Source organism: Streptomyces sp. NPDC054796 (assembly GCF_053611545.1).
Window position 1 is genome coordinate 1 of sequence record NZ_JBSHAO010000022.1, and the last position, 20,259, is coordinate 20,259.

Consider the following 20,259-nt stretch of genomic DNA (forward strand, 5'->3'; position numbering starts at 1 on the left):
AACCCCGGTTTTCTGTGTGCGGATCCCCAAAACTAAACCTTGTTGGTGTCCGACCCCGGGGGGGGGCGGCTCTCCCTATGGCGGGGGGCCCCCCCCCCACCTCGACATGCGGCAGTTCCTACCACTGGCCGTTCGGACTGCCCCCGGGCCAGGCCCAGGAGCAGGAGCGCTCACATCCGAGGTTCCGTCCGGCCTGCTCAGCCTCCGTCACCGGCGCTCACGCTCGGTCTGTCCGATCACGCGCTCCGTGGTGAGCGTGCAGTCTGCGCACCGCCCGCCCAACGGCGGGAGTCACCAGTCATCCCTGGGGCAGGGCAGCACGGTGTGGGTCGCCAACGCTCATCAGCGCACCCCGTCCGCGACCGGCGTGCCCAGCAACAGATTCCCGCGCAGCAGCTCCGTCTCGGTCGACCGTGATCGAGGGCTCCTTGTCGTCGGTGCCGAAGCGGTCCTCCCAGTGCTCCGAGCCGTACGGGCGGGCCCAGTTGGGCCACTCGGCCCCCTCTGGCTCATGGCGGACCGGACGCCTCACTGGCGGAAGACGAGCAAGACGCCAAGAGCAGCTCGTCGTAGCAGGCGGGAGCACGGATCAGCAGGTGCGCCCAGGCTCAGGTCCGCCTCTTCTACACCCGGCCTCCCGGCCGGGCCAAACCTTCTCTTCTGCGGATCCTCGACGCCCCAACACCTGAGTGAGAGAAGGGGATGTCGATGTCGGAGTCTGCCGACGGGCACGAGCCGGTACGGGTACCGGACCACAACCTGGACGACCTCGTCGCCACGGTCACCGCTCTGGTCGCCGAGACCCGCAAGCACAGCGTGACCCTCGCCCGGCTCACCGACGAGCAGCCGTCCCCTTCCGACGGCGACGAACTCGACGTGGAGGAAGTGGAGAGCGGCAGGGACGCCGCTCGCGCGTCAGGGCGGGAGTGCGGCTCCGGTGAGCCGTCCTCGCCGTTCATCCTCGCGCTGGCGGGGGCGGCGTACGGGAAGGAGCTGGCGGCACTGAGGGTGTGGGTGGAGGAGTTGCTGCTGCCGGTCTACGGGCGCGAGATCACCTCCACCCGCCCCTGGTGTCCGCGGTGGAGCGAGCACCCCGAGGCCGTCGCCCGCCTCCACGCGCTGTGGTTGTCCTGGCAGCAGTTCACCGACTCCGAGGCGGGCCTGGCCGGGCCCGCGCTGTGGCACCGTGACCATCTCGATCCGACGCTGCTGCAACTGCGGGCGCCGGACGGCCCGTTCAGCGCGTGCACCACCAGCCCCGCCCGGGCGAACCACCGGCTGCTGGCCTCCCCCGACCCGACGGCGTACGAGGCGACGGCGTGAGGGGCCCGGACTACCGGATCGAGAGCTTTGCGCCTGCCTCCGCCCTCGTCAAGGACGACTTCATGCGCCTGACGCTCTGCGACGACATGTTCACCGAGCTGGCCGCGCACCACACCAAGGGCAACACCTTCCTGCTGCTCTACGACCGCGCCGCTACCTGGGACATGCCCGGCACTGCCGAGTACCTCGGCATGCACATCCGGCGCGACCTCTTCGAGGGCACCTTCACCGTCGAGCACACCCGCAAGCCCACGGTGCCGGTCACGCAGAACTGGCTCATCACCCGCGGCTGCCGGCCCGAAGCGATCGAGCTGAGCCACACTCCGGGGCCGCGTCCGGCCGACGCACTCACTACCCGGCTGGAGGACATGCTGCGCACCAACCCCGGCGGCCGGTACACGCTGCTGGACGACCACACCCACAATCCCGGCAGTTTCACCGAGGGCACCGAGGTGAGCCTCCTCGTCCGCGACGACCACCCCGGCTCGGCCGAGCGGCCCTACCGGATCTTCCTGGAAGAGACCACACCCTCCCTCACGACCTACACGGTGCGCGAGGGCGCCTTCCCCAGCATCGAGTCGGCCACCGCATGGCTGCGGGACCGGGACACACCTCTCCCGCTGGCCCCGGAGCCCGCGAACAGCACCGTCGACCGGCGGGCCGCCGCTGCGCGCACCCGGTCCACCACCCCCGCTACGGCCAGCACGCGGCCGCCCCTGCCGGGGGCCGCACCGGCGGCCGGTACGGGTCCTGTCCGCTCCCGGGGGCGTGCGTGAGCGCCCGGTACGCCTTCGCCGCCCACCCCGAAGCGTTGGCCGACCTGCGCCAGGTGCCGGAGGAGATCCGGGACCTGGCGCTGCTGGAACTCCAGCACCTGGTGCACGGCAACGAGCGCGGCGCCGCCCTCACCCGCGAACTCGCGGGCTGCCACAAGGTCTACGTCGACCCGCACACCCGGTGGCGCATGGTCATCCAGTACCGCGACGCCCCCGTCTCCTCCCAGCACCGCCGGGAGATCTACCTGCTGTCGGTGGGCGCGCGGCAGGACCACGCCGCCTACAACGCCGCTGCACGGCGGCTGCACCGCGAACACCGGCACACGGATGCCGGCCCCCACGAGCGCCGCGCGCACGCCGCCCGCGCCCGCTCCCCCCACGTCCAGGGCGGCAGTAGCGAAGCGGCCAACCCAGCGCCCGCGGCCACCGCCGCGCGGCAGGCGTCCCGCCGTGTGCGCTGACCAACCACCCATTGAGAGGAGCACGTTCATGTTGGATGAGCCGAACGACGGGCGCGGGAGCAACGTCTGTGTCACCCCGCGCTACCTCGCCGGGGGCGGCAGCAGGGACACCGCCCTCGCGCCACTCGCTGGCTGGCCGCGCTTCCGGCTGAGCGTCGGGTACTGCAAGCTGCTGGTGACTTCCCCGGACCACTGCATCCGTATCGGGTGGAGCGATGCGGGAGAGGACAGGTGGCGGGTCACGGCCGCCGAGGACGCCGTCTCCCCCGCGCTGTGGACGGCCACCTTCACCCAGCACATGCCGAGCGAGGTGGTTGCCGCCGTCACCGGCGTGCTGGCCCGCGAGTGGAACACGGACGACGATCCCCTCTTCCACCCGCCTCCGGTGACATCGAGCCACGGGCTCGGTCCCCTGCGCGCCGCCGGTTGGAAGGAGCGGGGCGAGGACCGGGACATCGTGGACCTCCTGGCGCCCGACGGGCAGGCCGGTGCCTGGGCCGACCCGCGCAGCCAGCTCTACCGCCGCGAGGACGAGACACTCACGCTGTGGGCCGGACCGAAGGGACGGTTCACCCGCGCGGAGGCACGCTTCACCCCCCACGTTCCCAATCACCTGGTCGCTGCGGCAGCCGCCGCTCTGGCCGACCCCGCACCGCTCCGGCGCGCGCGGCACACTCTGCGCCACGAGGTCGCACACCTCGTACGGCTCGAACCATTGGAAGCGCAGGCCCGGTTGCGGTCAGCCCCGCCAACCACGCGGGCCGAGGCCGCGCGCATCCGCACTGCCAGCGCCCCGCCCCACCCGGGCCAGACCGCCACACCACCCCCGCGTGCAGGCGGCGAAGCACCCACCACCCGCACCACGCGCCCGCAGCGCTGACCCACGCACTGGAGAAGAGTTCCTCATGCCGGATGAACCGGACGACGAACGCTGGCACGAATACCGGGTCACCCCCCGCTACCTCGCCGGATCCGACGGGTCCGGCGACGCGGGCTTCGCGCCTGTGGCCCACTGGCCGCACTACGCCTTCGACGACGGCCCGTGCCACCTGCTGGTCACCAGCCCGGACCACCGCATCCGCATCGGCTGGTTCGGCGACGACATCGACCTGTGGAAGATCACCGCCGCCGAAGACCCCGTCTCCCCACCCCGCTGGCGAGCCACCTTCAACCACACCTTCCCGGCCGAGATCGTCGCCGGCCTCACCCGCGCGCTGGCCGAGGACTGGAGCCCCGAGAGCGACCGCTTCCTCGCCCCGCCATCGGCGTACTGGGCCGACAGCGTCCGCCCCCTGCTCGACGCCGGATGGACGCACACGGTGGCCGGGCGCGCCACGGTGAACATCCTCGCCCCCGACCGGCAGGCCGGGGCATGGATCGACACCCTCAGCTACGCCCGGGACGACGAGACGGTGACGCTGTGGGCCGGGCCACCGGGCTGGGCCACCCGCGCCGAAGCCACCTTCACCGCCGACACCCCCGACCACCTCATCGCCGCCACCGCCGCCGCCCTGAGCGACCCCGCACCCGTCGTCCGCGAGCGGCACATGCTCCACCGCGAGGTGGAGCACCTGGTGCAGCTCGCCCCGGTCAAGACCGAGACGCGCCCGGCTTCAACGGCTCCCACCCCGCTGGAGGTGAAGCAGACGGCCATCTCGGCCGCCGTGCAGCGGGCCGTCCAGGGCCAGCCCGGCGCCCGGCGCGCCCAGGCCGCCAGGATCCGCACGACACATCCCCGCACCCAACCCAGCACAACACCCGCCGCCCCGCACCGCACCGACACCGCCCCACGGACAACCGCCCGCCCACGGCGCTGAACCCTTCCCCCGGAGGACCACCATGCACAATCCCCATTCCGGCCCTGCGCACGCGGACCAGACCCGCCACGCCGTCGGCGTGCTCGCCCCGCGGTGGACCACATGGACGCTGGAGACCCTCCACGCACGCGGGCCACTGCGCGCCCGTGAGCTGAACGCCGCCATGCCCTGGCTGAACACGCCCACCATGGCCCAGGTCCTGCAACGCATGCACTCCAGCGCCCTGCTCACCAAGCCCGCCTACGGCCGCTACGCCCCCTCGCCCCTGGGCCACAGCGCCCGCGCCCCGCACCAGGCCCTCGCCTCCTGGCACGCCCGCCACTTCGAAGTCGACGCCACCACCATGCCCCGGCCCGACCGCGCCGAGGACGCGCTGGCCAAGCTGCGCGGCAAGGGCGCCCTGGAGATGCTCACCGCGCTGGAACAGCACGGCCCCCTGCGGCCAGGCGCGCTGCGCGAGGCGGCAGGGCTGGCGACCGGGACCTTCCACTACCGCACCCACCAGCTCCTCGACGACGGACTCCTCACCCGCCTCGGCCCCGACCAGCACTGGGACTACACCCTCACCCCCGCCGCACGCGATCTCGGCCCGGTGCACACCGCACTGCACGACTTCGGCCACCGCAGCCAGACCGCCGAAACGGCTTCGCGATCCATCCAGCACACCGCCCAGGAACGCCGGGCACGCGCCGCACGCCAGCACTCCCCCACCACCGGGGCACCCGCCGTGCTTGGGCTGTTCTCCCACGCCCCCGCGCCACCCCCGCGCGTCCCGGCCCACCTCACCGCCCTCTCCCACCCCTCCCGCAGCCGGTGACCCGCATGCAAAGCCACAGAACCCCCGCCCGCAGCGATGCCCGCACCGGCCCGACGCGGCCAGGGGCGGGCGCCCGCGCCCCACCCGGAACCCCCTCCGCATGACCTACAGCGCCACCGGCAGCGACGACGTGCTCGTCGCGCCCCGCTACCTCGCCGGAACCACCGGCACCGACCCCCTCGCCCCGCTCCTGGACACCGCCCCCGGCTGGACCCACACCCCCGTCGGAACCGACCCCTACTACGCCAGCCCCTCACAGCGCCTGCGCGCCGCCCGGCGCGACCGCGGTGAGTGGACCTTCACCTACGCCGCCGACCCCCTCGGCATGCCGACCTGGTCCGCGCACTTCGACCGTGCCGTCCCCGACGAGGTCCTCACCGCGTTCACCGAGCGGCTCCGCGACGGCGTGGAGAACTACTTCGCCGACCACCTGCACGGCGGGCGGCACTACACCGGGCAGACCCCCGCCCGCGTCTTCGCCGAGCACGGCTGGGAACCGGTGCGCGGCTCCCGCCCCTGGTACATGCTCGCTCCCGACGAGTACGCCGCCTTCCACCTGCGCACCGGCTACCTCCCCGAGCGGGACGAACTGCTCGACCACCGCACCGCCACGTGGAAGATCACCGCAGGCCCCGACCCCGTCTCCCGCCCGAGCTGGACGGCGTCCTTCACCGGCCACACCCCCGAACCGCTGCTCACCGCCGCTGCCTTGGCTGTCGCCGACCCCCAGCCCGTTCTGCGCTCCGCCCGCCGCGTCCCCGAGGACCATCGCGATCTCGTCGGCCTGCGGCCCGCAGCGCACTCCGCACGCGCAGCGGCGGCCCAGGGGCGAAGCCACTTCTCCGCAGCCGCACAGCCCACGCGCGAAAACCCTCCACCGCCCTCGGCCGCGCCCACGCCCTCGCGGACAGCCCGAAGGCACTGAGGCCAACCCGTCCACCCTGACCAGGAGTCACTCCATGTCCCAGGCCCGCAACGAGGAGTCCGTCCTGCACGCCACGCCGGTCTACCTCGCCGGACCCGCCGCCAGCCAACCCGCCCGCCTCCCCCTGCTGCACGCGGGCTGGCGACAGGAGGTGGATGCGAAAGGCAACGTCCGGCTCACCTCACCGGGCGGACGCCACCACGTCGACTACACGCCCAACGGGCTGACCCACACCCTGTGGAGGATCAGCCAGGCCCCCGACCGCGAGATGCCGCCCACCTGGCAGGCGACCTTCGCCACCGGCACGCCGCCCGAAGTCGTCGCGGCCTTCACCACCGCTCTCGGCCAGGACGCGAGCCCCTGGCCGGGCGGACGGCGACCCCGGGCACAGGACGTGCTCCGCCCGCTGGCCGAGGCCGGCTGGCGGTGCCGCGAGAACGCGTGGGAGACCGGCTTCACCTCCCCCGACCACCTGGCCACGGTCAGCTACGACACCACGCCCGGCCACCCTCTCGACGCCGACTACGAGCCCTGGCTCATCGAAGGAGGCCGCACCCTGGGCCACGGCCACGCCTGGTACGCAGCCTTCACCACCCACACCCCCGCCCACCTCATCAGCGCCCTCGCCACGCGCCTGGGCAATCCTGCTCCGGTCCCCCGCACCGGCACCGAGACCCTGCACCCCGAGGCCACCGTCACCAACGGCGTCGCGCCCTCATCCACGCCCGCAGATAACCCTCGGGTGACGGCCGCCCGCAGCCGCACCCGCGTCGCCGCAGGAGGCACGCGGCCCCGGCCGAGCGTGTTCCCGGCTCCCACGGCCACCCAGGCGGCAACCGTCCGGTCGCGCTGCCGAAGGTGACGCTCTCGCACCGCCTCGGACAGGTCATCCCGCTCCGGGAGCGTCACCCGCCGACGGGTCCGGTGGCCGGGGCCGTCCCAGGGCCTGGGCCAGTTCTCCGACCGTCAGCTCGATCCGCCCGCCGCGCGCCGCACGGGCCCGCCCCACGGAGACCGCTTCGGCATCGTCGGCGCTCTCCTCGAACCGGCGCTGCTCATCCGCGTTCACACGCCTCCCGTGCCTTCTTCTTCGTCATCGGTCGCCCCGCAGCCAGCCCGCGGGGCGACCGATTCATTCCCGCACGAGCACTCCATCCGTTCCGTCTCCGGCCGAGTTCGCCTGCGGCAGACGCGGAACCCACGGCAACGGACTGGAATGAGGCCCCCGGTCCAAGTCAACGTACGGACGGCTCGAAAACCCGCAGGTCAACGAAGGGATTCCTCGTGACGTCCACCGCCCTCACCCCCGCCCGCACTGCTTCCGCCGAGCGCGAGTGGCTGCTCGCATGCCACTGCGCAGCCCCTGTCCTGCGGCTGCTGGACAACTGCGGCTGGGACACAGTCGACGACCCCCAGGCCAACGTCTACTGCGCCAGCCCCGACCGGCGCGTCTTCGTCGCCTTCCTGCCCGAGAGCCCGGAAGCCGCCTTCGGCGAACTGTGGCACATCAGCATCCACGGCCCCGACGGCCGCCGCGCCTGGAGCACCACCTTCGGCCACGACGTCCCCGCGCATGCCGTCGCCGGATTCCTCGCCGCGCTCATCGCCTACCCCGGCCGCTGGTGCGACTGCATCTGACACCCACACCCCGGGCCGCACCACGGCACGTCTCGCGCCTGGTACCGGGTCCTTGGCCGCAGACCGGCCCACATCACAAACCACCACACGCCACGGAGGTGTTCGTGTCCCGCACGCTCACGGTCGGGCAACTGGCGAAGCAGTTGCAGACCCTCGATCCCGACCAGCCCGTCTTCCTCGCCATCAACCCCGACTGGCCCTTCGCCCACCGCATCAGCCACCTCGTCACCGTGCCCGACGGGCCCGGCACCGTGGTCTACATCGCCGAGAACGGCCAGGAGGGTTACCTCCCCCCGACCGTGCGCACCGAGCTGTCCTGGTCCTGAAGCCTTCCCCGAGGGGCCCGTGACGTGGCGAACAGCCCGCGTCACGGGCCCCTCGGCTGCACCGGCCCACACATGACGAACAAGGAGGAACCGGTGAGCGCCATGCTCGGCACAATCGTCCCCGGCCACACGAGGCCCCGTATCCGCACCCGCGTACAGAAGCGCGGGGGGCGTATCGCCCGCCGCCGCGAACAACACCTCCGGCGAGGCGACTTCGAGGCCCGGGGGCACGCGTGACCGCCCCGGTCCGGCGGCCTCGTACGCCAAGACCACACCCGCATACGGAAGACTGCTCGTCCCTGGCCGACGTCGCCCTGCGCCCCGTGCCCGGATGGGCGCGGGGCGCAATCGTCACGCACGCCCCCGCCGATGCCAGGGCACCGGTCCCCGTGTTCTGGCTGCGGCACGGCGGCAGTGTTCCTGACGGCTGCGTGTTGCTGAGCTGGCGCGCGAGATCCGACGGCGCTACAGATGTGTCCGCCAGGCTCGGCCTGGCCAACAGCGAGGTCACGCTGGCCCTCTGGCCGTCCCTGTGCGGCGGCTGGACCCGCGTCGTGCATCCCACCCTGCGTGAAGTCCTCGGCCTGCACACGGCGATGACGCTGGCGAAGGACGCGCTCCGCCTCGCCAACCACCTGCTCGACGCGCAACAACGCCCGTGACAACGACGGCGAGGGCTGCCCCTGCGGGGCAGCCCTCGTGCCGTTCTACGCGACGTGGGGACCGGCTTCCAGCGCGTCGATGACGGCGATGGCCTCGGTGCGCTTGCCGGGGTCGACGCGGGCCAGATGCCACAGCAACTCCACCGCCTACTGCCGCACCGCTTCACCCGCGGCGTCCTCCGGGTCTCCGGGCTGGGCGGCGCCTTGAACCGTGGCGGCGGCCGGGAGGCCGCTCAGGTCGAGGCCGCCGTGGTAGTCCCCGGCGATCTGGATGGCCGAGGAGACCTGGGCGTCGCCGCCGATGTAGTTGGTGTTGCGTGAGCGGTAACTCGTCCAGCTCTCAGCGCTGTTGCATATGTCGTGGTTGACTTCATTCGTCATATCTGCAACGTATGACACCATCTGCGTATTTGCCAGCGGTCTCGGCACGCCCGCGTGTGCTCACCCCCGGGCGTCATCCGCACGTTCCCGGGTGGAGGTCGTCGGGGAGGTAGGTGCCGGCGAGCGTGCCGTCGTATCCGGTGTCCCGTACGACTGCGTCGAGGCTCGGGTACTTCTGGCCGCCTTCGCCTGCCATGGCCTCGAAGTCGGTGCGGGTCAGCTCGGGCTCGTGCCATTCATGGGCGCAGCGGCAGCGCAGGAAGATCTGGTTGCGGTGGTCGCAGATGACCAGCCAGTCGCGGCGGGCGCCGCACTGGGGGCACATCACGGTGAGGCCGGTGATGGTGATCGGTTCTGCGCGGGTGGTGGTCTGGATGCGGATGGAGTCATCCGGTTCGCTAGCTTCCTGCAGTCGCAGCAGCGGGTCATCGCCGCATGGTGTCTCCGGCGGGAGGGCTCTGGAGTTGTGGAGTTCTTCGGTGGGCATGCGCATCAGCTCCTTGTGTTCCTCTGACCAGCCCTAACAGTCGCGTTCGGCCTTGTCCACACCTTTGTGCCGCACCGTCAGCGCCTCCGCCGGTGCTCGGGCAAGGCGGGGTGGCGCGCCGGAGTGGCGGCGTGTGTCCGCGCTGGCTGGGGCTGTTGTTTCGTGATCCGGGAATCGGCGCGGCGCTGTGTCGGGTCCGCGGGGAGCCGCCCGAGGCGGCGCAGGCGCCAGATGAGGACGTGGGTGACGTTGTCGGCGGTGTGCAGCTCCCGCCATGCGACAGCCTTCTCCAGCAGGGTGCCGGGGTCGTGCCCGGCGCGCTCGGCCTGGTCGAGGGTGGCGAGCAGGGCGTCCCAGCCGTGCTCACCGCGAAGGTGCTGGGCGTGGCCGGGCAGGGCGGCCTCCACGGTGCCTTCGTGGCGTGTCCGTACGCCCTCGGACAACCGGCGGCCCTGCGCGCACATGGTGCGCATCGGTGTGGTCGCGGCGGTGCCGTAGGCGGCACGGAGCTGGTCGGCGGCCTGGCGGGCGGCTGCTGCTTGCTGGGCGTGCTGGCGGGCCGTGTGCCAGCGGGCGGCGGCGAGGGTGGCCAGGACCAGGGTGGACAGGAGCATGGCCGTCGCCCCGCCGTCCTCGCCCCGGCCCAGGGCGTTACCGGCGCGGACGAGGCCGCGGGCGGCCGAACGCACGGCCCGGCCCTCGGCGCGTTCGGCTTGGGTGTGGAAGCGGGTGGCGCGTTCGAAGGCGCGGGCCGCCGCGAGCGTCTGCTGCCGGGTCGAGGCGGGGGAGGTCTGGGCGAGGGCGTCGAGGACCTCGCCCAGGCCCGAGAGCTGTGCGGTGGCCTCGGCGTCCTCGCCCGCGTCGAGGGCGGCAGGGGTGTGGTCGACGATGTCCGCAGCGGCGCGGCGCACGCGGGCCGGGGCCAAACCACCGGGACGCGAAGGGTGGTCGGCTGGCCGCTGGTCGGCTTCTTCGTCGGCGGTAAGGCGCCTGCGGACCTTGGGGAGGGAGAGATCGGGGGCGAGGCGGGAGCCGGAGAACCAGACCGGCTCGCCCGCACGGTTGCGGTCACCGGGGAGGGCGACCTTGTATCCCAGGACATCGCCGGAGGGCGCGAGACGCCGGTCGATACGCACGCCCGCCTCGGCCAGCCGGTCGAAGAACTCGGCTTCGTCGGCGGCACCGGCCAGGGCCTGGCGGACGTGGTCACGCAACAGTTCCCGGGCGGTCGCCCTATGGCCTGCGCGTTCGGCCTTGGCCCGCTCCGCGCTGGTGGGCCGCTGCGCGCCAGTGCCATCACCGGGGTTGAGCTGGCGGAGACCGAAGTCCTTCTCGATCTGACGGCATTCGGCCTGGGCGCGGTTGAAGTCGTCGTGGCGGCGCGGGGAGCGCCCGTCCTGGCGTTTAAGGGTGGCGACGATGTGGATGTGGTCATCGGCGTGGCGCACCGCGATCCAGCGGCACCCCTGCTCGTCGCCCTCGGGCGCGATGCCGGTGGCAGCCACGACGCGGCGGGCGACCTCGGCCCACTCCGCATCCGAGAGGTGCCGGTCGCCGGGATCGGTGCGGACCGGGCAGTGCCACACGTGCCGCTTCGGGCGGCGGTGCTCCGGCACCGCCTGCACCGGCAGGTCGAGGCGCTCCTGCAGTTCCTTGAGCGTGGCGGCCGGATCGCGGCCGAGGTCGGGGGCCAGCCCGGGTTGCCAGGAGGCGACCAGGTGCGGGTCGGCATGTTCGTCGCGGCGGCCGGGGCCGTAGAGGTAGGCGAGCAGGCCGTAGGTCCGGCCGCCGAGGGAGATGTCGGGCACCACGATCTCAGCGCTTCGCGATCTCGGTAGCGGCAGCCTCGACACGGGCAGCGGCCCGCAGCACGCGGGCCAAGGCGTCCTGCGCGTAGGGAGCCTGGCCGCCGGAGTTGAGCGTGCGGGCGACTTGGTTGAGGTTGTTGCCGACGCGGGCGAGGTGGGCGGAGGCGTTCATCAGCTCTGCGACGAGGGCGCGCTGGTCCATCAGCCAGCTCGTCGGGCCGTTCTGGGCGCGGGCCACGGCGACGGCGGCGTCGGCGAGGAACCCGGCGACCCGCATGCCCATCGTTTCGGCGGCGTGCTGGATGTCGGTGAGTTCGTCGGCGGTCAGGCGCACGCTGCGCACGCGGTCGCGCTGCTGGGACTGACAGAGGCGCGGGCGCATACGCGTCTCGACGACGGCGCGCGGTTCCTCCCTCTTCTTCGGCTGCGATCCGCCCTCGGTCGCAGCCTGGTCCGGCGCCCCCTGGTGACGGGCCTCCCCCTCCCCTTCCGGGGTGGGGGCATGCCCTTGCGAAACTCCCTCGACGGCGGGGCCGTCGAGGGAGTTTCGCAAGGTATAGCTTGCTCGGCCTCGCGCCGGATGCTCGTACGAGTGCCCCTCAGAGGGGGTGGCCGGGTGGTTCGGGAGCATCATCGGACACCGTCTCCGGCATCGGCACGGGCCTCGCGCAGAACGTCGGCGATGTAGTCGAGGGCAAGGATGGGGTGGTGCAGCGTGTGGGGCGTGCCCGTCGGCGTCCGCCGCACCGTCCAGGACCCCTCGGGTCCGGGCTCGGCGTCGTGCAGGTGTCCGTGGGCGCGCAGAACGGTGAGCCAGGCGTCGATCTCGTCAGTGGTGGGCGGCGTGGTACGCACGGCGAATTCTCCTCTGCGGAAGACGGCGGTGGCGGAAGAAGTGGAGTGACCGGGGTGGGGCGGACACCCCGCTGCGGTGTCCGGACAGCCGGGTGGCCGGTGTCCGAAGTGACCGCGGCGGGGTGTCCGCCGAAGGGAGCGGGCGGTCAGCCGGTGAGGCGGAGGGTGTCCTTGTCCGCCTCGTCGCGGAGCTGCTGCATCAGCTCGGTCAGCCGGTCATTCGACAGTGGAAGTCCCTGTCCCCGGATGGCGTCGGCGACCACCTTGCGGGTCAGCTTCCCGGCGTCGGTGACCGCGCGGCGGGCGACCGGCAGCAGCTCGTCCGCCTCACCGGCATCCGCCCAGCTCTGCGGGGCGGACATCCGGGACGGGACCGGGTGGCCGGATCTGCCGTCCGGCTCCCCGCCGAGGCCCACATCCCCGGCCTCGTACTCCGACGCGGAGGAGGCGACCGGTCCGGCGTCGCAGCCGGTGTCCGGCTCTCCCCACCGATTGTCCCGGCGGATGTTCGCCGGGCGGCCGGAGGTACCGGAGGACAGCGCGGAGGGCTGGTGACCGGTGACCGGCCGGTTAGTGTCCTGGCCCTTCGCAGTCCTCCGGTCGGTCGCACTGTCCGGTGCGGTGGGGAGGCGCTCGGTGCGGACAGTCGGGGTGACCGGGCTGGTCGCCGTGTCCGGGTGTCCGGGCTGGGCGGCGCGGCGGGCGATGAGGATGTAGAGGTGGACGGCTCCGGCCAGGGCGAGCGGGGCGAGGGTGGACAGCACGCCGACCGTGGCGTCGCCGAGCCGCAGACCTCCGTCGACCGGTCGGTCGTTGAGGCGGACGGCGTGCAGGGCGTTGGCCCAGATGCTGGCGGCCGTGGCGGCGGCGAACAGTGCCCAGGCGTAGCAGCGGGCGCCGAGGGAGGCGGTGCGCATCACCAGGACCGCGCGCACGCCGTAGCCGATGAACCCGTCGATCACGAAGGGGAAGAGGTAGGTGAGCAGTCCTCGGATGTGGATGGCGACGGCCATCTGCTGCAGCGCGTCGAAGGAGAGCGCGCATCCGGCGGTGCCGAGGGTGACGATGGCGGCGCGGTCCCAGCCGGTGATGCGCACCGGTATCGCGTCGGTGTCCTTCACGCGGCCGTCCCCAGATCGTCGCGGCGGGCCGGGGTCTGGGTGGCGGGAAGGGTCTGGCCGGTCTGGTGCTGGCCGGTGGAGCGGTTGCGGATTTCGCGGCGGATCTCGCGGTAGAGCTTCTTCGCGTGCTCGCCGGTGATCTTCAGCAGGCGTGCGAGGTGACCGGCCGGAATACCGGACTGGTAGGCGGCACGGACGGTCGCGCGGCGCTCGGCGTCGGTCAGGTGGATGTCGCGCCCGGCCAGGGTGGCATTCACGCGGGCGTAGTCCAGGCGGCGGTGGAGGTTGCGGTGCAGCGGCTCGCGTTCCTCCTCGGTCATCCCGCCCCGGATGCCCTCGCGGTCCCCGGCCTCCAGGGCGGCGTCCAGGCAGACGGGGCGGACCGGGCACTGGGCGCAGAGGGCCTTGGCGGCGCGGATGCGGTCCATCTCCTCCGGCTCGGGGAAGAAGATCTCCGGGTCGACCGGCCGCTCGGGGGTGGAGAGGCAGGCGGCGTGCTGGTGCCAGGTGTAGTCGCCGAGGGTGCGCGGCTCGGCAGTCTGGTGGTGCATGGGTGGGGTCTCCGTTCGGCCCCGGGGCGCGTTCGGGCAGGCGCGGGCCCGGGGGTTGGTGCGTGAAGGGAGGCGGACCGTTGGTCGCGCGGAGAGGTCAAGCGGCGGTGAGGCGGCGGCGCTCGGCGGCCAGGGCCCTTCTGCGGTCCGGGCCGTCGAGGATGACCTTGTCGGTCATCTCGGTCAGCCGGGAGGCGACGCGGTCGCCGATGTGGTTCCGCAGGTCGCTCATGCCGAGGTTGGTGGTCACCAGGGTCGGGAGCATCCGGGTGTAGCGGCGGTCGATCAGCCGCATCGTGATCTCCTCGGTCCACTCCGACGCCTTCGCCGCCCCGAGATCGTCGATGATCAGCAGCGGACACCGGGCCAGATCCTGGAGTTCGCGCTCGCCGTCGCTGTCCTTGCGAGGACGGAGTTCGGCGTACAGGTCGGCGGCCGTGGTCGCCTTCCACCGCAGGCGGACCCCGGCGGCCAGCAGCGAACGCACCGCGCCGTACGCCTGGTGGGTCTTGCCGGTACCGGTGGTGCCCACGATCAGCAGCGACCGCCCCTGGGCGATCCCCGGAGAACCCTCCGGGCCCGGTCGCCCGGCGGCGGCGACCTCGCTCACCCAGGCCGTGACGGCGGGGTGGTCGGCCACCGCGTCCTGGTAGCGGGCCGGGATACGGGCCTGGGCCGCCTCCAGCGCCGGGCTCGGCTCGGCCCCGTCGGAGACCGGAGCGTCCGGGTCGATGCCCCGGGCCTTGAGGATGCCGGTCAGGCGGCGGGCGATGCCGCCCACGGGCTGGGCGTCGCTCTCGCGCATCACAGCTCCTCGGCGTAGGCGGCGGCAGGATCGGCCGGGTTGGCCCAGGCCCGGTGACCGCGCACGGTATTGGCCGATTCCGGCCGCACCAAGCCAGCACTCGGGCCAGCGGTCGGGGCGGTGGCGTTCATCGCCTCGTGCACCAGGCTCGCCAGGGTGCTCGGGTGCAGGCCCCTGGCCCGGTGCCGGGCCAGCCCGGCCCGGATGTGCTCGGGGGCGATGCCCTCGGCCAGCAGCTTCGCCACCTCCCGGCCGAGGTGCCCCAGCACGCCCTTGGGCGGGCGGTGGGCGCAGGAGGCGGCGTACTCGCCGATGAGCTGCTGGGCGGAGACGGGCTCCGGTGCGGGCGCGGCAGCGCCCCCCGAAGGGGAAGATCCTAGATCCACGTTCCTAGGTCCTAGATCCGGACCGTGAGTCCTCACTGAGTCCTCACCACTTCCTGCGTGAGGGCTCACTGAGGACTCACTGAATGCCAGTTGACCTGCGGTTTCGCCGCTCGCAGAGTCCTCACGCACGGCTCCGTGAGGGCTCACTGACCCCTCAGTGAGTCCTCCGTGATGCTTCCGTGAGTCCTCACGGAGTGCTCCCGGATTCTGCGCGACATCCTCCGTGGAGGGCTGCTGGGCGTCGTGGAGCGGGCAGCCGGGATGGCGAACGCCGCTGGGCCGGTTGATCCGCTGGTGCCGGGCGAAGGTGAGGATGTGCAGGTACCGCTTCCCCCCGACCTCGTAGCGGCAGATCAGCTCTGCCATCGCGAGCTGGGTCAGGTCGTCCTCGACACCGAGGGGGCCGTGCTCGGGACGCAGGGACCACAGCAACCCCGCGAGGACGGCAGGCTGGTCCCGGAACCGTCCGTGATCATCAACCTGGGTCAGCAGACCGAAGAATGTCCGCTCGGCGGCGATGCTCACCTCGGCGAGCGACTCCGAGGCGAATGCCTCGGGCTTGAGCGTGCGGATACGGGCCATGCTCAGCACCCCCCGGCAGCAACGGCGTGGCCCTCGACGGTGGCGCGCAGAACACCGGAGGCGAGGTCGAGGTCGTACGGCTCGTCCCACGCCAGCTCCGAGTGGGCGCGGATCACCCAGCGGGCAGCGGCCAGGCTCTGGGGGCGATTGAGGGCCAGGAGCTGCCCCTGCGCGTCGCAGGCGCGGGCATACGGGCTGGGCCAGACCTGGCTGGGCTCGCGCTGGGAGACACGGATGGTGCGGGCGCCGGGCACCATGTCGGCGAGCAGCTCGGCAAGGCGCCGCTCGCGGATACCGGCACAGGCGGGGTCGGCCTCGGCGGGCAGGGCGGCGGCTGGCCTTCCCGTCGCGTTGTCGGACATGCGATAATCCTTCGCTCGTAGGTGGTGGGTCGGCCGCTCTCGTCGAAAAAGTCAGCCGACCCGCCAGTTATGAATCCGCACCCCTTCGGGGGTGGCGGCCCGGCGCCCGGAAGTTTGCCGCTTCCGGGCGCCGGTCTCATATCGCCCCGAATTTCGGGGCCTTGCTGTTTTCAGCGGCCCATCTGCACCTCCATTGCCAGGCGTTGACCCGGCGGCTTTCGCCGAGGGACCAGCAACATATGCATGGTGTTCGGCAATATCCAGTCGTGGCTAGGAAATTCAGGATGCCTTGAGGCAGATCGCTTGTGGCGTGCGCAAACGCACCGCGATGAGTGAAGACAGGCACACGGGACGAAGGGCTCAGTGACCCATGACCATGCCACCACCCACCGGGAGAGCGGTGCCCGTGGCGACGGCGGAGGCCACCAAGGTAATGCGCCCGGCGCGGACCCGCAGCATGCCATTGGCGGCCCGCTTGGCCGCCTGGTAGGTGCCCGTCAGGTTCACGTCCAGGACCGAAGTCAAGCCCTCCTCCACCATCCGCAGCAGCAGCCTGTCGCAGGTGATCCCGGCGTTCGCCACCAGCACCTCTCCCAGACCCTGCGGCGGCTGCCCGCCGCGATGCACGACCGCGACCCGGCCTCCCCCGGCCACGAACCCCTCAGCCGCCGCACCGATCCCCCGGTCTCCCCCGGTCACGAATACGGAGCGCGGCATGACAGGACCTCCAGCAATCAACGAAAACCACCCCCCGCCCGTCCGGAGGCTTTTGCGGGAGCCATCTTGCACAGCGACCACCGCCACTTTGAGTGGCGATAGTCATCGCGATCATTTCTGGTCGGCCGAACCGGCCAACCGGAATGTCATTCCTCCGCACGAGGGGCATGATCCGAGCTTCGGAATGTTGCACTCCGAATAGGCGCGTGAGCTGCGACGATGAGTCCATATGGCGCATCAGATGATCAAGGGCCGAGGACTGCACGGCGCTCCGGGAAGCGGAACCGAAGCGAGATGCGGAGAGAGTCATGAGTGACGGACGCCACAAAAAGCATAGTCTGTTTTCTTGCGAGCTCGGCGACCACCTCACCACCTGGCGAGAACGGCTGGACCCCACCCGCATCCCCGGTGTAGACACCTCCCGCAGACGCCTGAAACCGGGACTCACCCAGCAGGAGGTCGCCACGCTCACGGGCGTGAGCGTGACCTGGTACCGGGAGCTGGAGGGTGGCAAGCAGCGCCACTTCTCCGAGGACTTCCTGCAACGCCTGGCCATGACCCTGCGCCTGGACCAGACCGAACGGGTCATGCTCTTCCGAATGACCCTGGGGTACGCCCCACCCTCCAGCGGCCTCTCTCCGGAGGCGTACGCCGACGAGGGCATGCAGACCATCCTCGACCAGATGCTTCCCCACCCGGCCTACCTCTCGGATCTCGCCTGGAACATCGTCGCCCACAACCAACCCCAGGAAGACTGGTTCCCCTGGATCCCCTACGAGCGCAACCTCATGCGCTGGGCCTTCCTCTATCCCGAGGCGAGGGAACAACTGGTGAACTGGCGCTCCGAATGGGCCGCCCCCTTCCTGGCCCAGTTGCGCTTCACGATGGTCTCCCACCGCAAGTCCAAGGAGCTCATCAGGCTCCGGGACGAAATCCTCGACGGAAACGCAGAAGCACGGGAACTATGGGCCGCCAATGAATCCCTGGCCCACCCCGACGGAGCGGTAAGACGCTTCAGACTCCCGCACCACGGGGGCCAGGAAATCCACGTGAAGATCAATGCCTTCGTCCCGATAAGCGCCACCGACATGCGCTTCGTCGTACTGCTACGCGTGTAAGCAGACTCAGAAAAGGACCTGGAAGCCCTCGCAGCTTGAACCCCTGTGGGACGTGTGTGGTGGTCTCCGGAAGAGGTACCGGGGATTCCGGTGTGCGAAGCATACGTTTGCGGATCACTGGCGGCGAGGAGGAGGACGATGGCACGTCCGGTCTGGCCCGGCTCTCTCACCTTCGGGCTGGTGACGCTGCCGGTGACGATGGCCTCGGCGACGCAGTCCCACACCGTGCGCTTCCGTCAACGGCAACGGGACACCTCCGACCGAGTGCGCAACAAGCGAGTCAACGAACGGACCGGGAAAGAGGTCCCCTACGACCAGATCATCAAGGGATACGATACGTCTTGCTCGAATCGCAGGAGATCGACGAGGTGGCGGCCTTGTGTTCCTGCGCGCCACCGGCCCTGGGAGCTGCGCGGTTGCCTTCGCCTCGACGATCCGGATGACACCGTCCGCAGCGTCACACCTGGCGGCATCAGGGGCAGGCACTGGCTCTCTCCCTCCCCTCCACCAACCCCGCACGCTCGCCGCAGCACCAGCCGCTCCCCCTGGGGCGGCTCTTCCAGCCGCACCAGGTGCGAAAACGTTGACGGCGTCCGCTTCACGGAGAAAGCCAACGGCCGCCTCGGTTCCGAGGATCATGGCTTGGTCGATGAAACCGCAGATGTCCTTGGGCAGGCACCTCCTCCGCGAGCTGCCTGCCGATACCCGTCCTCTGCCCCCCCTGTGACCGCCTACGACGCACCGCTCCGCCGTGATAGTGACGCTCCAGCCGCTGTGCTTGAGGTGCACGGTCCCGTCGGGGGCGGACGCGAGCGCTACGGACGGGCTGGTCACCGTCGATGACGCACCCGAGCTGGACGAGGACGATACCGAGGCCGAGTGACCGGACTGACGTCAGCCCACCACCGAGGGGATCCAACGCAGAGGAAGGCCCACTGGTGTGAGAGCCTTCGCGGGCTCGCCATACTCCACGCCGAAGACCGCGTAGTTCTCGGCATCGACCACCCGCCGACCCTGGGCGGTGAGACGCAAAATCGAGGAAACACTTGGCGCTTTCCGGCCGCCGTCTGCGACCTCATTGGTCACGACCGTCCCCAGCGGCAAGCGGACAAGTCGCGCCTGTCCCGATACCGGATACGCCCACTGAGTGGGAGACGGCGGACGCCTGCCGCAGTAGTAGAGGCTGCTGGTAGGCGGCAGGTAGAGCGGTGGCCTGCCGAGCCAGGATCGCGCGGGGAACCCGCCGCTCCCAGATACCGTAGGCGCGCGGAGAGCCATCGAGGCGGATGACGACATCGTGCGCTGTGGCGCGCACGATCACAACTCGTGTCCCTCCGGCCTGGAGTCGGGTTCCCACCGTCCACCGCGCGGGGGCCGGCCGCCGGGCACAGCTGTCGGTACGCACCCGGGTGCCCAGCCCGATGGGCATGCGCAGGTCGGTGATCAGATCCCCCCACCACAGCAGGTGGTGAACGGTCTCCCGCACCAGTCGGTGCGGTACGGCGGAGGCGAAGTGGTCCTCGATCTCGCCGACGCTGTGCTCTCGGGCCGTGCACAGGTCCAGGACAGGCTCGATCAGCCTTCGTCCGGCGCCACGCGGCGGCTGCTTGCTCGCGGCCAGGGCCGCCACGGTGAGCAGCGGCCGCGGATCCTCCGGGCCCTGCCACCACTCGTGTCGCCATCCTCGCGAGGAGGCGGCCTGCGCCGCCCACTCCACCACCTCCTGCGAGGGCCGCAGGCCGCCCGCGGTGGGTGTGCCGTCGACGAGAGTGATCCTTCCGTGCCGGTCAGCCAGGAGTAGGTCGGGCACGTGCCCCTGCTGTCCGGGTCCGTGTGCGGCGCGCAGTTGGAAGGGCTGCCCGATGATGACCTGCACCTCCGGGTCGTGATCGGCCGCATCCAGCCGGTCCCATACTCCGTCCGCCGCCACGATCCGGCCCCCGGTGCTCGCCGCCGTGTACAGCCCGAAGACCAACTGCTCTTTGTGGTGGGTCACCTGCCGCCGCCATGGCCGTGCCGAGACGATCTCGGCCAGGCAGGTCTCTTCCAGTGGCCGCCAGGCGGCCGTGCGCCGCCCCTCGAAGCGCAGCCCGACTCGTACTTCCCCCGTTGCCCCCATGCCCCGTCTCCCTCTCTTTTCCGTCCCTTTGTAGGGGCGACGGGACGCCCAGCAGCGCCTTGAGGCCCGAATGAACCCGTTCGGGTGACCTCCGGAGAAAGGGGTCCCGCCCGGCCGGGGCCGGGGGGGGCCGCGGGGGGCAGGTGGCGAGAAAGCCGGGGGTCGTCAGACCGCGGAAGTCGGCCGCGCGCGTGGTGATCGCCGCGCGCGGCAGGGGGGGCC

The 20,259-nt window shown here is 71.6% G+C and carries 26 protein-coding genes and 1 pseudogene; 14 read left to right on the plus strand and 13 right to left on the minus strand.

The window, feature by feature from the left end; genetic code table 11:
- Window positions 1-708 precede the first annotated feature (708 nt).
- From ACWGJ2_RS19510 to ACWGJ2_RS19545, 8 genes are all read left to right on the plus strand, one after another.
- Window positions 709-1,323: a DUF4913 domain-containing protein gene (locus ACWGJ2_RS19510; protein WP_453347374.1), complete on the plus strand. Its 615-nt coding sequence runs from the start codon at window positions 709-711 to the stop codon at window positions 1,321-1,323.
- Window positions 1,320-2,099, plus strand: coding sequence for a hypothetical protein (locus tag ACWGJ2_RS19515; protein ID WP_453347375.1), 780 nt, complete (start codon window positions 1,320-1,322; stop codon window positions 2,097-2,099). The genes ACWGJ2_RS19510 and ACWGJ2_RS19515 overlap by 4 nt, the downstream gene beginning before the upstream one ends.
- The gene (locus tag ACWGJ2_RS19520; RefSeq protein ID WP_453347376.1) at window positions 2,096-2,560 is read left to right on the plus strand and encodes a hypothetical protein; all 465 of its coding nucleotides are present in this window, start codon (window positions 2,096-2,098) and stop codon (window positions 2,558-2,560) included. Before ACWGJ2_RS19515 ends, ACWGJ2_RS19520 begins: the two co-directional genes overlap by 4 nt.
- A 28-nt stretch (window positions 2,561-2,588) precedes the next feature.
- Complete coding sequence (locus ACWGJ2_RS19525; protein ID WP_453347377.1) at window positions 2,589-3,440, plus strand: DUF317 domain-containing protein; 852 nt, start codon at window positions 2,589-2,591, stop codon at window positions 3,438-3,440.
- 25 nt (window positions 3,441-3,465) lie between these two features.
- On the plus strand, window positions 3,466-4,377 hold the full coding sequence (locus ACWGJ2_RS19530) for a DUF317 domain-containing protein (RefSeq protein ID WP_453347378.1): 912 nt from the start codon (window positions 3,466-3,468) through the stop codon (window positions 4,375-4,377).
- Between the two features lie 22 nt (window positions 4,378-4,399).
- Window positions 4,400-5,194, plus strand: a complete 795-nt coding sequence (locus tag ACWGJ2_RS19535; RefSeq protein ID WP_453347379.1) for a winged helix-turn-helix transcriptional regulator — start codon at window positions 4,400-4,402, stop codon at window positions 5,192-5,194.
- Window positions 5,195-5,294: 100 nt separating this feature from the next.
- On the plus strand, window positions 5,295-6,119 hold the full coding sequence (locus ACWGJ2_RS19540; RefSeq protein WP_453347380.1) for a DUF317 domain-containing protein: 825 nt from the start codon (window positions 5,295-5,297) through the stop codon (window positions 6,117-6,119).
- Between the two features lie 34 nt (window positions 6,120-6,153).
- Entirely contained in the window at window positions 6,154-6,981 is an 828-nt protein-coding gene (locus tag ACWGJ2_RS19545; RefSeq protein WP_453347381.1) for a DUF317 domain-containing protein, read from the plus strand.
- Between the two features lie 24 nt (window positions 6,982-7,005).
- On the opposite strand, the gene ACWGJ2_RS19550 is transcribed toward ACWGJ2_RS19545, so the two are convergent.
- Entirely contained in the window at window positions 7,006-7,188 is a 183-nt protein-coding gene (locus ACWGJ2_RS19550) for a hypothetical protein (RefSeq protein ID WP_453347382.1), read from the minus strand.
- Between the two features lie 215 nt (window positions 7,189-7,403).
- Between ACWGJ2_RS19550 and ACWGJ2_RS19555 the strand changes: the two genes are divergently transcribed.
- The 3 genes from ACWGJ2_RS19555 (at window position 7,404) to ACWGJ2_RS19565 (ending at window position 8,745) form a co-directional block, all read left to right on the plus strand.
- Window positions 7,404-7,757, plus strand: coding sequence for a DUF317 domain-containing protein (locus tag ACWGJ2_RS19555; protein ID WP_453347383.1), 354 nt, complete (start codon window positions 7,404-7,406; stop codon window positions 7,755-7,757).
- Between the two features lie 104 nt (window positions 7,758-7,861).
- The gene (locus ACWGJ2_RS19560) at window positions 7,862-8,083 is read left to right on the plus strand and encodes a hypothetical protein (RefSeq protein ID WP_453347384.1); all 222 of its coding nucleotides are present in this window, start codon (window positions 7,862-7,864) and stop codon (window positions 8,081-8,083) included.
- A gap of 323 nt (window positions 8,084-8,406) precedes the next feature.
- Window positions 8,407-8,745, plus strand: a complete 339-nt coding sequence (locus tag ACWGJ2_RS19565; RefSeq protein ID WP_453347385.1) for a hypothetical protein — start codon at window positions 8,407-8,409, stop codon at window positions 8,743-8,745.
- A gap of 147 nt (window positions 8,746-8,892) precedes the next feature.
- On the opposite strand, the gene ACWGJ2_RS19570 is transcribed toward ACWGJ2_RS19565, so the two are convergent.
- The 11 genes from ACWGJ2_RS19570 to ACWGJ2_RS19620 form a co-directional block, all read right to left on the minus strand.
- Window positions 8,893-9,126, minus strand: a complete 234-nt coding sequence (locus ACWGJ2_RS19570; RefSeq protein WP_453347386.1) for a hypothetical protein — start codon at window positions 9,124-9,126, stop codon at window positions 8,893-8,895.
- Between the two features lie 73 nt (window positions 9,127-9,199).
- The gene (locus ACWGJ2_RS19575) at window positions 9,200-9,613 is read right to left on the minus strand and encodes a hypothetical protein (RefSeq protein ID WP_453347387.1); all 414 of its coding nucleotides are present in this window, start codon (window positions 9,611-9,613) and stop codon (window positions 9,200-9,202) included.
- A gap of 77 nt (window positions 9,614-9,690) precedes the next feature.
- The gene (locus tag ACWGJ2_RS19580) at window positions 9,691-11,424 is read right to left on the minus strand and encodes a relaxase/mobilization nuclease domain-containing protein (protein WP_453347388.1); all 1,734 of its coding nucleotides are present in this window, start codon (window positions 11,422-11,424) and stop codon (window positions 9,691-9,693) included.
- 4 nt (window positions 11,425-11,428) lie between these two features.
- Window positions 11,429-11,764 carry a plasmid mobilization protein gene (locus tag ACWGJ2_RS19585; protein ID WP_453347389.1) on the minus strand — a complete coding sequence of 112 codons (336 nt, stop codon included), beginning with the start codon at window positions 11,762-11,764 and terminating at the stop codon, window positions 11,429-11,431.
- Between the two features lie 287 nt (window positions 11,765-12,051).
- A complete protein-coding gene (locus tag ACWGJ2_RS19590) occupies window positions 12,052-12,276 on the minus strand; it encodes a hypothetical protein (RefSeq protein ID WP_453347390.1) in 225 nt (74 codons plus the stop codon).
- A 146-nt stretch (window positions 12,277-12,422) separates the two neighbouring features.
- Complete coding sequence (locus tag ACWGJ2_RS19595) at window positions 12,423-13,397, minus strand: DUF2637 domain-containing protein (RefSeq protein ID WP_453347391.1); 975 nt, start codon at window positions 13,395-13,397, stop codon at window positions 12,423-12,425.
- Window positions 13,394-13,948 carry a WhiB family transcriptional regulator gene (locus tag ACWGJ2_RS19600; protein WP_453347392.1) on the minus strand — a complete coding sequence of 185 codons (555 nt, stop codon included), beginning with the start codon at window positions 13,946-13,948 and terminating at the stop codon, window positions 13,394-13,396. Before ACWGJ2_RS19600 ends, ACWGJ2_RS19595 begins: the two co-directional genes overlap by 4 nt.
- 97 nt (window positions 13,949-14,045) lie before the next feature.
- Window positions 14,046-14,753, minus strand: coding sequence for an ATP-binding protein (locus tag ACWGJ2_RS19605; protein WP_453347393.1), 708 nt, complete (start codon window positions 14,751-14,753; stop codon window positions 14,046-14,048).
- Window positions 14,753-15,721 carry a hypothetical protein gene (locus ACWGJ2_RS19610; RefSeq protein WP_453347394.1) on the minus strand — a complete coding sequence of 323 codons (969 nt, stop codon included), beginning with the start codon at window positions 15,719-15,721 and terminating at the stop codon, window positions 14,753-14,755. Before ACWGJ2_RS19610 ends, ACWGJ2_RS19605 begins: the two co-directional genes overlap by 1 nt.
- 2 nt (window positions 15,722-15,723) lie before the next feature.
- Window positions 15,724-16,083, minus strand: a complete 360-nt coding sequence (locus ACWGJ2_RS19615; RefSeq protein ID WP_453347395.1) for a hypothetical protein — start codon at window positions 16,081-16,083, stop codon at window positions 15,724-15,726.
- 360 nt (window positions 16,084-16,443) lie between these two features.
- Window positions 16,444-16,800, minus strand: a complete 357-nt coding sequence (locus tag ACWGJ2_RS19620; protein ID WP_453347396.1) for an SDR family NAD(P)-dependent oxidoreductase — start codon at window positions 16,798-16,800, stop codon at window positions 16,444-16,446.
- A gap of 308 nt (window positions 16,801-17,108) precedes the next feature.
- On the opposite strand from ACWGJ2_RS19620, the gene ACWGJ2_RS19625 reads away from it, so the two are divergent.
- The 3 genes and pseudogenes from ACWGJ2_RS19625 (at window position 17,109) to ACWGJ2_RS19635 (ending at window position 18,801) form a co-directional block, all read left to right on the plus strand.
- On the plus strand, window positions 17,109-17,918 hold the full coding sequence (locus ACWGJ2_RS19625; RefSeq protein WP_453347397.1) for a helix-turn-helix transcriptional regulator: 810 nt from the start codon (window positions 17,109-17,111) through the stop codon (window positions 17,916-17,918).
- 138 nt (window positions 17,919-18,056) lie between these two features.
- Window positions 18,057-18,242 (plus strand): annotated as a pseudogene (locus ACWGJ2_RS19630) (Ku protein); the annotation flags it as partial.
- A 427-nt stretch (window positions 18,243-18,669) separates the two neighbouring features.
- Window positions 18,670-18,801 (plus strand): hypothetical protein, encoded by a 132-nt coding sequence (locus ACWGJ2_RS19635; protein ID WP_453347497.1) that lies wholly within the window; start codon window positions 18,670-18,672, stop codon window positions 18,799-18,801.
- A 192-nt stretch (window positions 18,802-18,993) separates the two neighbouring features.
- Here the strand turns inward: ACWGJ2_RS19635 and ACWGJ2_RS19640 are convergent, their stop codons facing one another.
- Window positions 18,994-20,037, minus strand: coding sequence for a TnsA-like heteromeric transposase endonuclease subunit (locus tag ACWGJ2_RS19640; RefSeq protein ID WP_453347398.1), 1,044 nt, complete (start codon window positions 20,035-20,037; stop codon window positions 18,994-18,996).
- Between the last annotated feature and the right edge of the window lie 222 nt (window positions 20,038-20,259).

Bases quoted from the DNA above. Each gene is read 5' to 3' on its own strand.
- ACWGJ2_RS19615 (WP_453347395.1), bottom strand. From the start codon at position 16,083: ATGTCCGACAACGCGACGGGAAGGCCAGCCGCCGCCCTGCCCGCCGAG.
- ACWGJ2_RS19600 (WP_453347392.1), bottom strand. From the start codon at position 13,948: ATGCACCACCAGACTGCCGAGCCGCGCACCCTCGGCGACTACACCTGG.
- ACWGJ2_RS19510 (WP_453347374.1), top strand. From the start codon at position 709: ATGTCGGAGTCTGCCGACGGGCACGAGCCGGTACGGGTACCGGACCAC.
- ACWGJ2_RS19605 (WP_453347393.1), bottom strand. From the start codon at position 14,753: ATGCGCGAGAGCGACGCCCAGCCCGTGGGCGGCATCGCCCGCCGCCTG.
- ACWGJ2_RS19535 (WP_453347379.1), top strand. From the start codon at position 4,400: ATGCACAATCCCCATTCCGGCCCTGCGCACGCGGACCAGACCCGCCAC.
- ACWGJ2_RS19620 (WP_453347396.1), bottom strand. From the start codon at position 16,800: ATGCCGCGCTCCGTATTCGTGACCGGGGGAGACCGGGGGATCGGTGCG.
- ACWGJ2_RS19545 (WP_453347381.1), top strand. From the start codon at position 6,154: ATGTCCCAGGCCCGCAACGAGGAGTCCGTCCTGCACGCCACGCCGGTC.
- ACWGJ2_RS19575 (WP_453347387.1), bottom strand. From the start codon at position 9,613: ATGCCCACCGAAGAACTCCACAACTCCAGAGCCCTCCCGCCGGAGACA.
- ACWGJ2_RS19530 (WP_453347378.1), top strand. From the start codon at position 3,466: ATGCCGGATGAACCGGACGACGAACGCTGGCACGAATACCGGGTCACC.
- ACWGJ2_RS19625 (WP_453347397.1), top strand. From the start codon at position 17,109: ATGAGTGACGGACGCCACAAAAAGCATAGTCTGTTTTCTTGCGAGCTC.
- ACWGJ2_RS19610 (WP_453347394.1), bottom strand. From the start codon at position 15,721: ATGGCCCGTATCCGCACGCTCAAGCCCGAGGCATTCGCCTCGGAGTCG.
- ACWGJ2_RS19525 (WP_453347377.1), top strand. From the start codon at position 2,589: ATGTTGGATGAGCCGAACGACGGGCGCGGGAGCAACGTCTGTGTCACC.
- ACWGJ2_RS19640 (WP_453347398.1), bottom strand. From the start codon at position 20,037: ATGGGGGCAACGGGGGAAGTACGAGTCGGGCTGCGCTTCGAGGGGCGG.
- ACWGJ2_RS19540 (WP_453347380.1), top strand. From the start codon at position 5,295: ATGACCTACAGCGCCACCGGCAGCGACGACGTGCTCGTCGCGCCCCGC.
- ACWGJ2_RS19570 (WP_453347386.1), bottom strand. From the start codon at position 9,126: ATGACGAATGAAGTCAACCACGACATATGCAACAGCGCTGAGAGCTGG.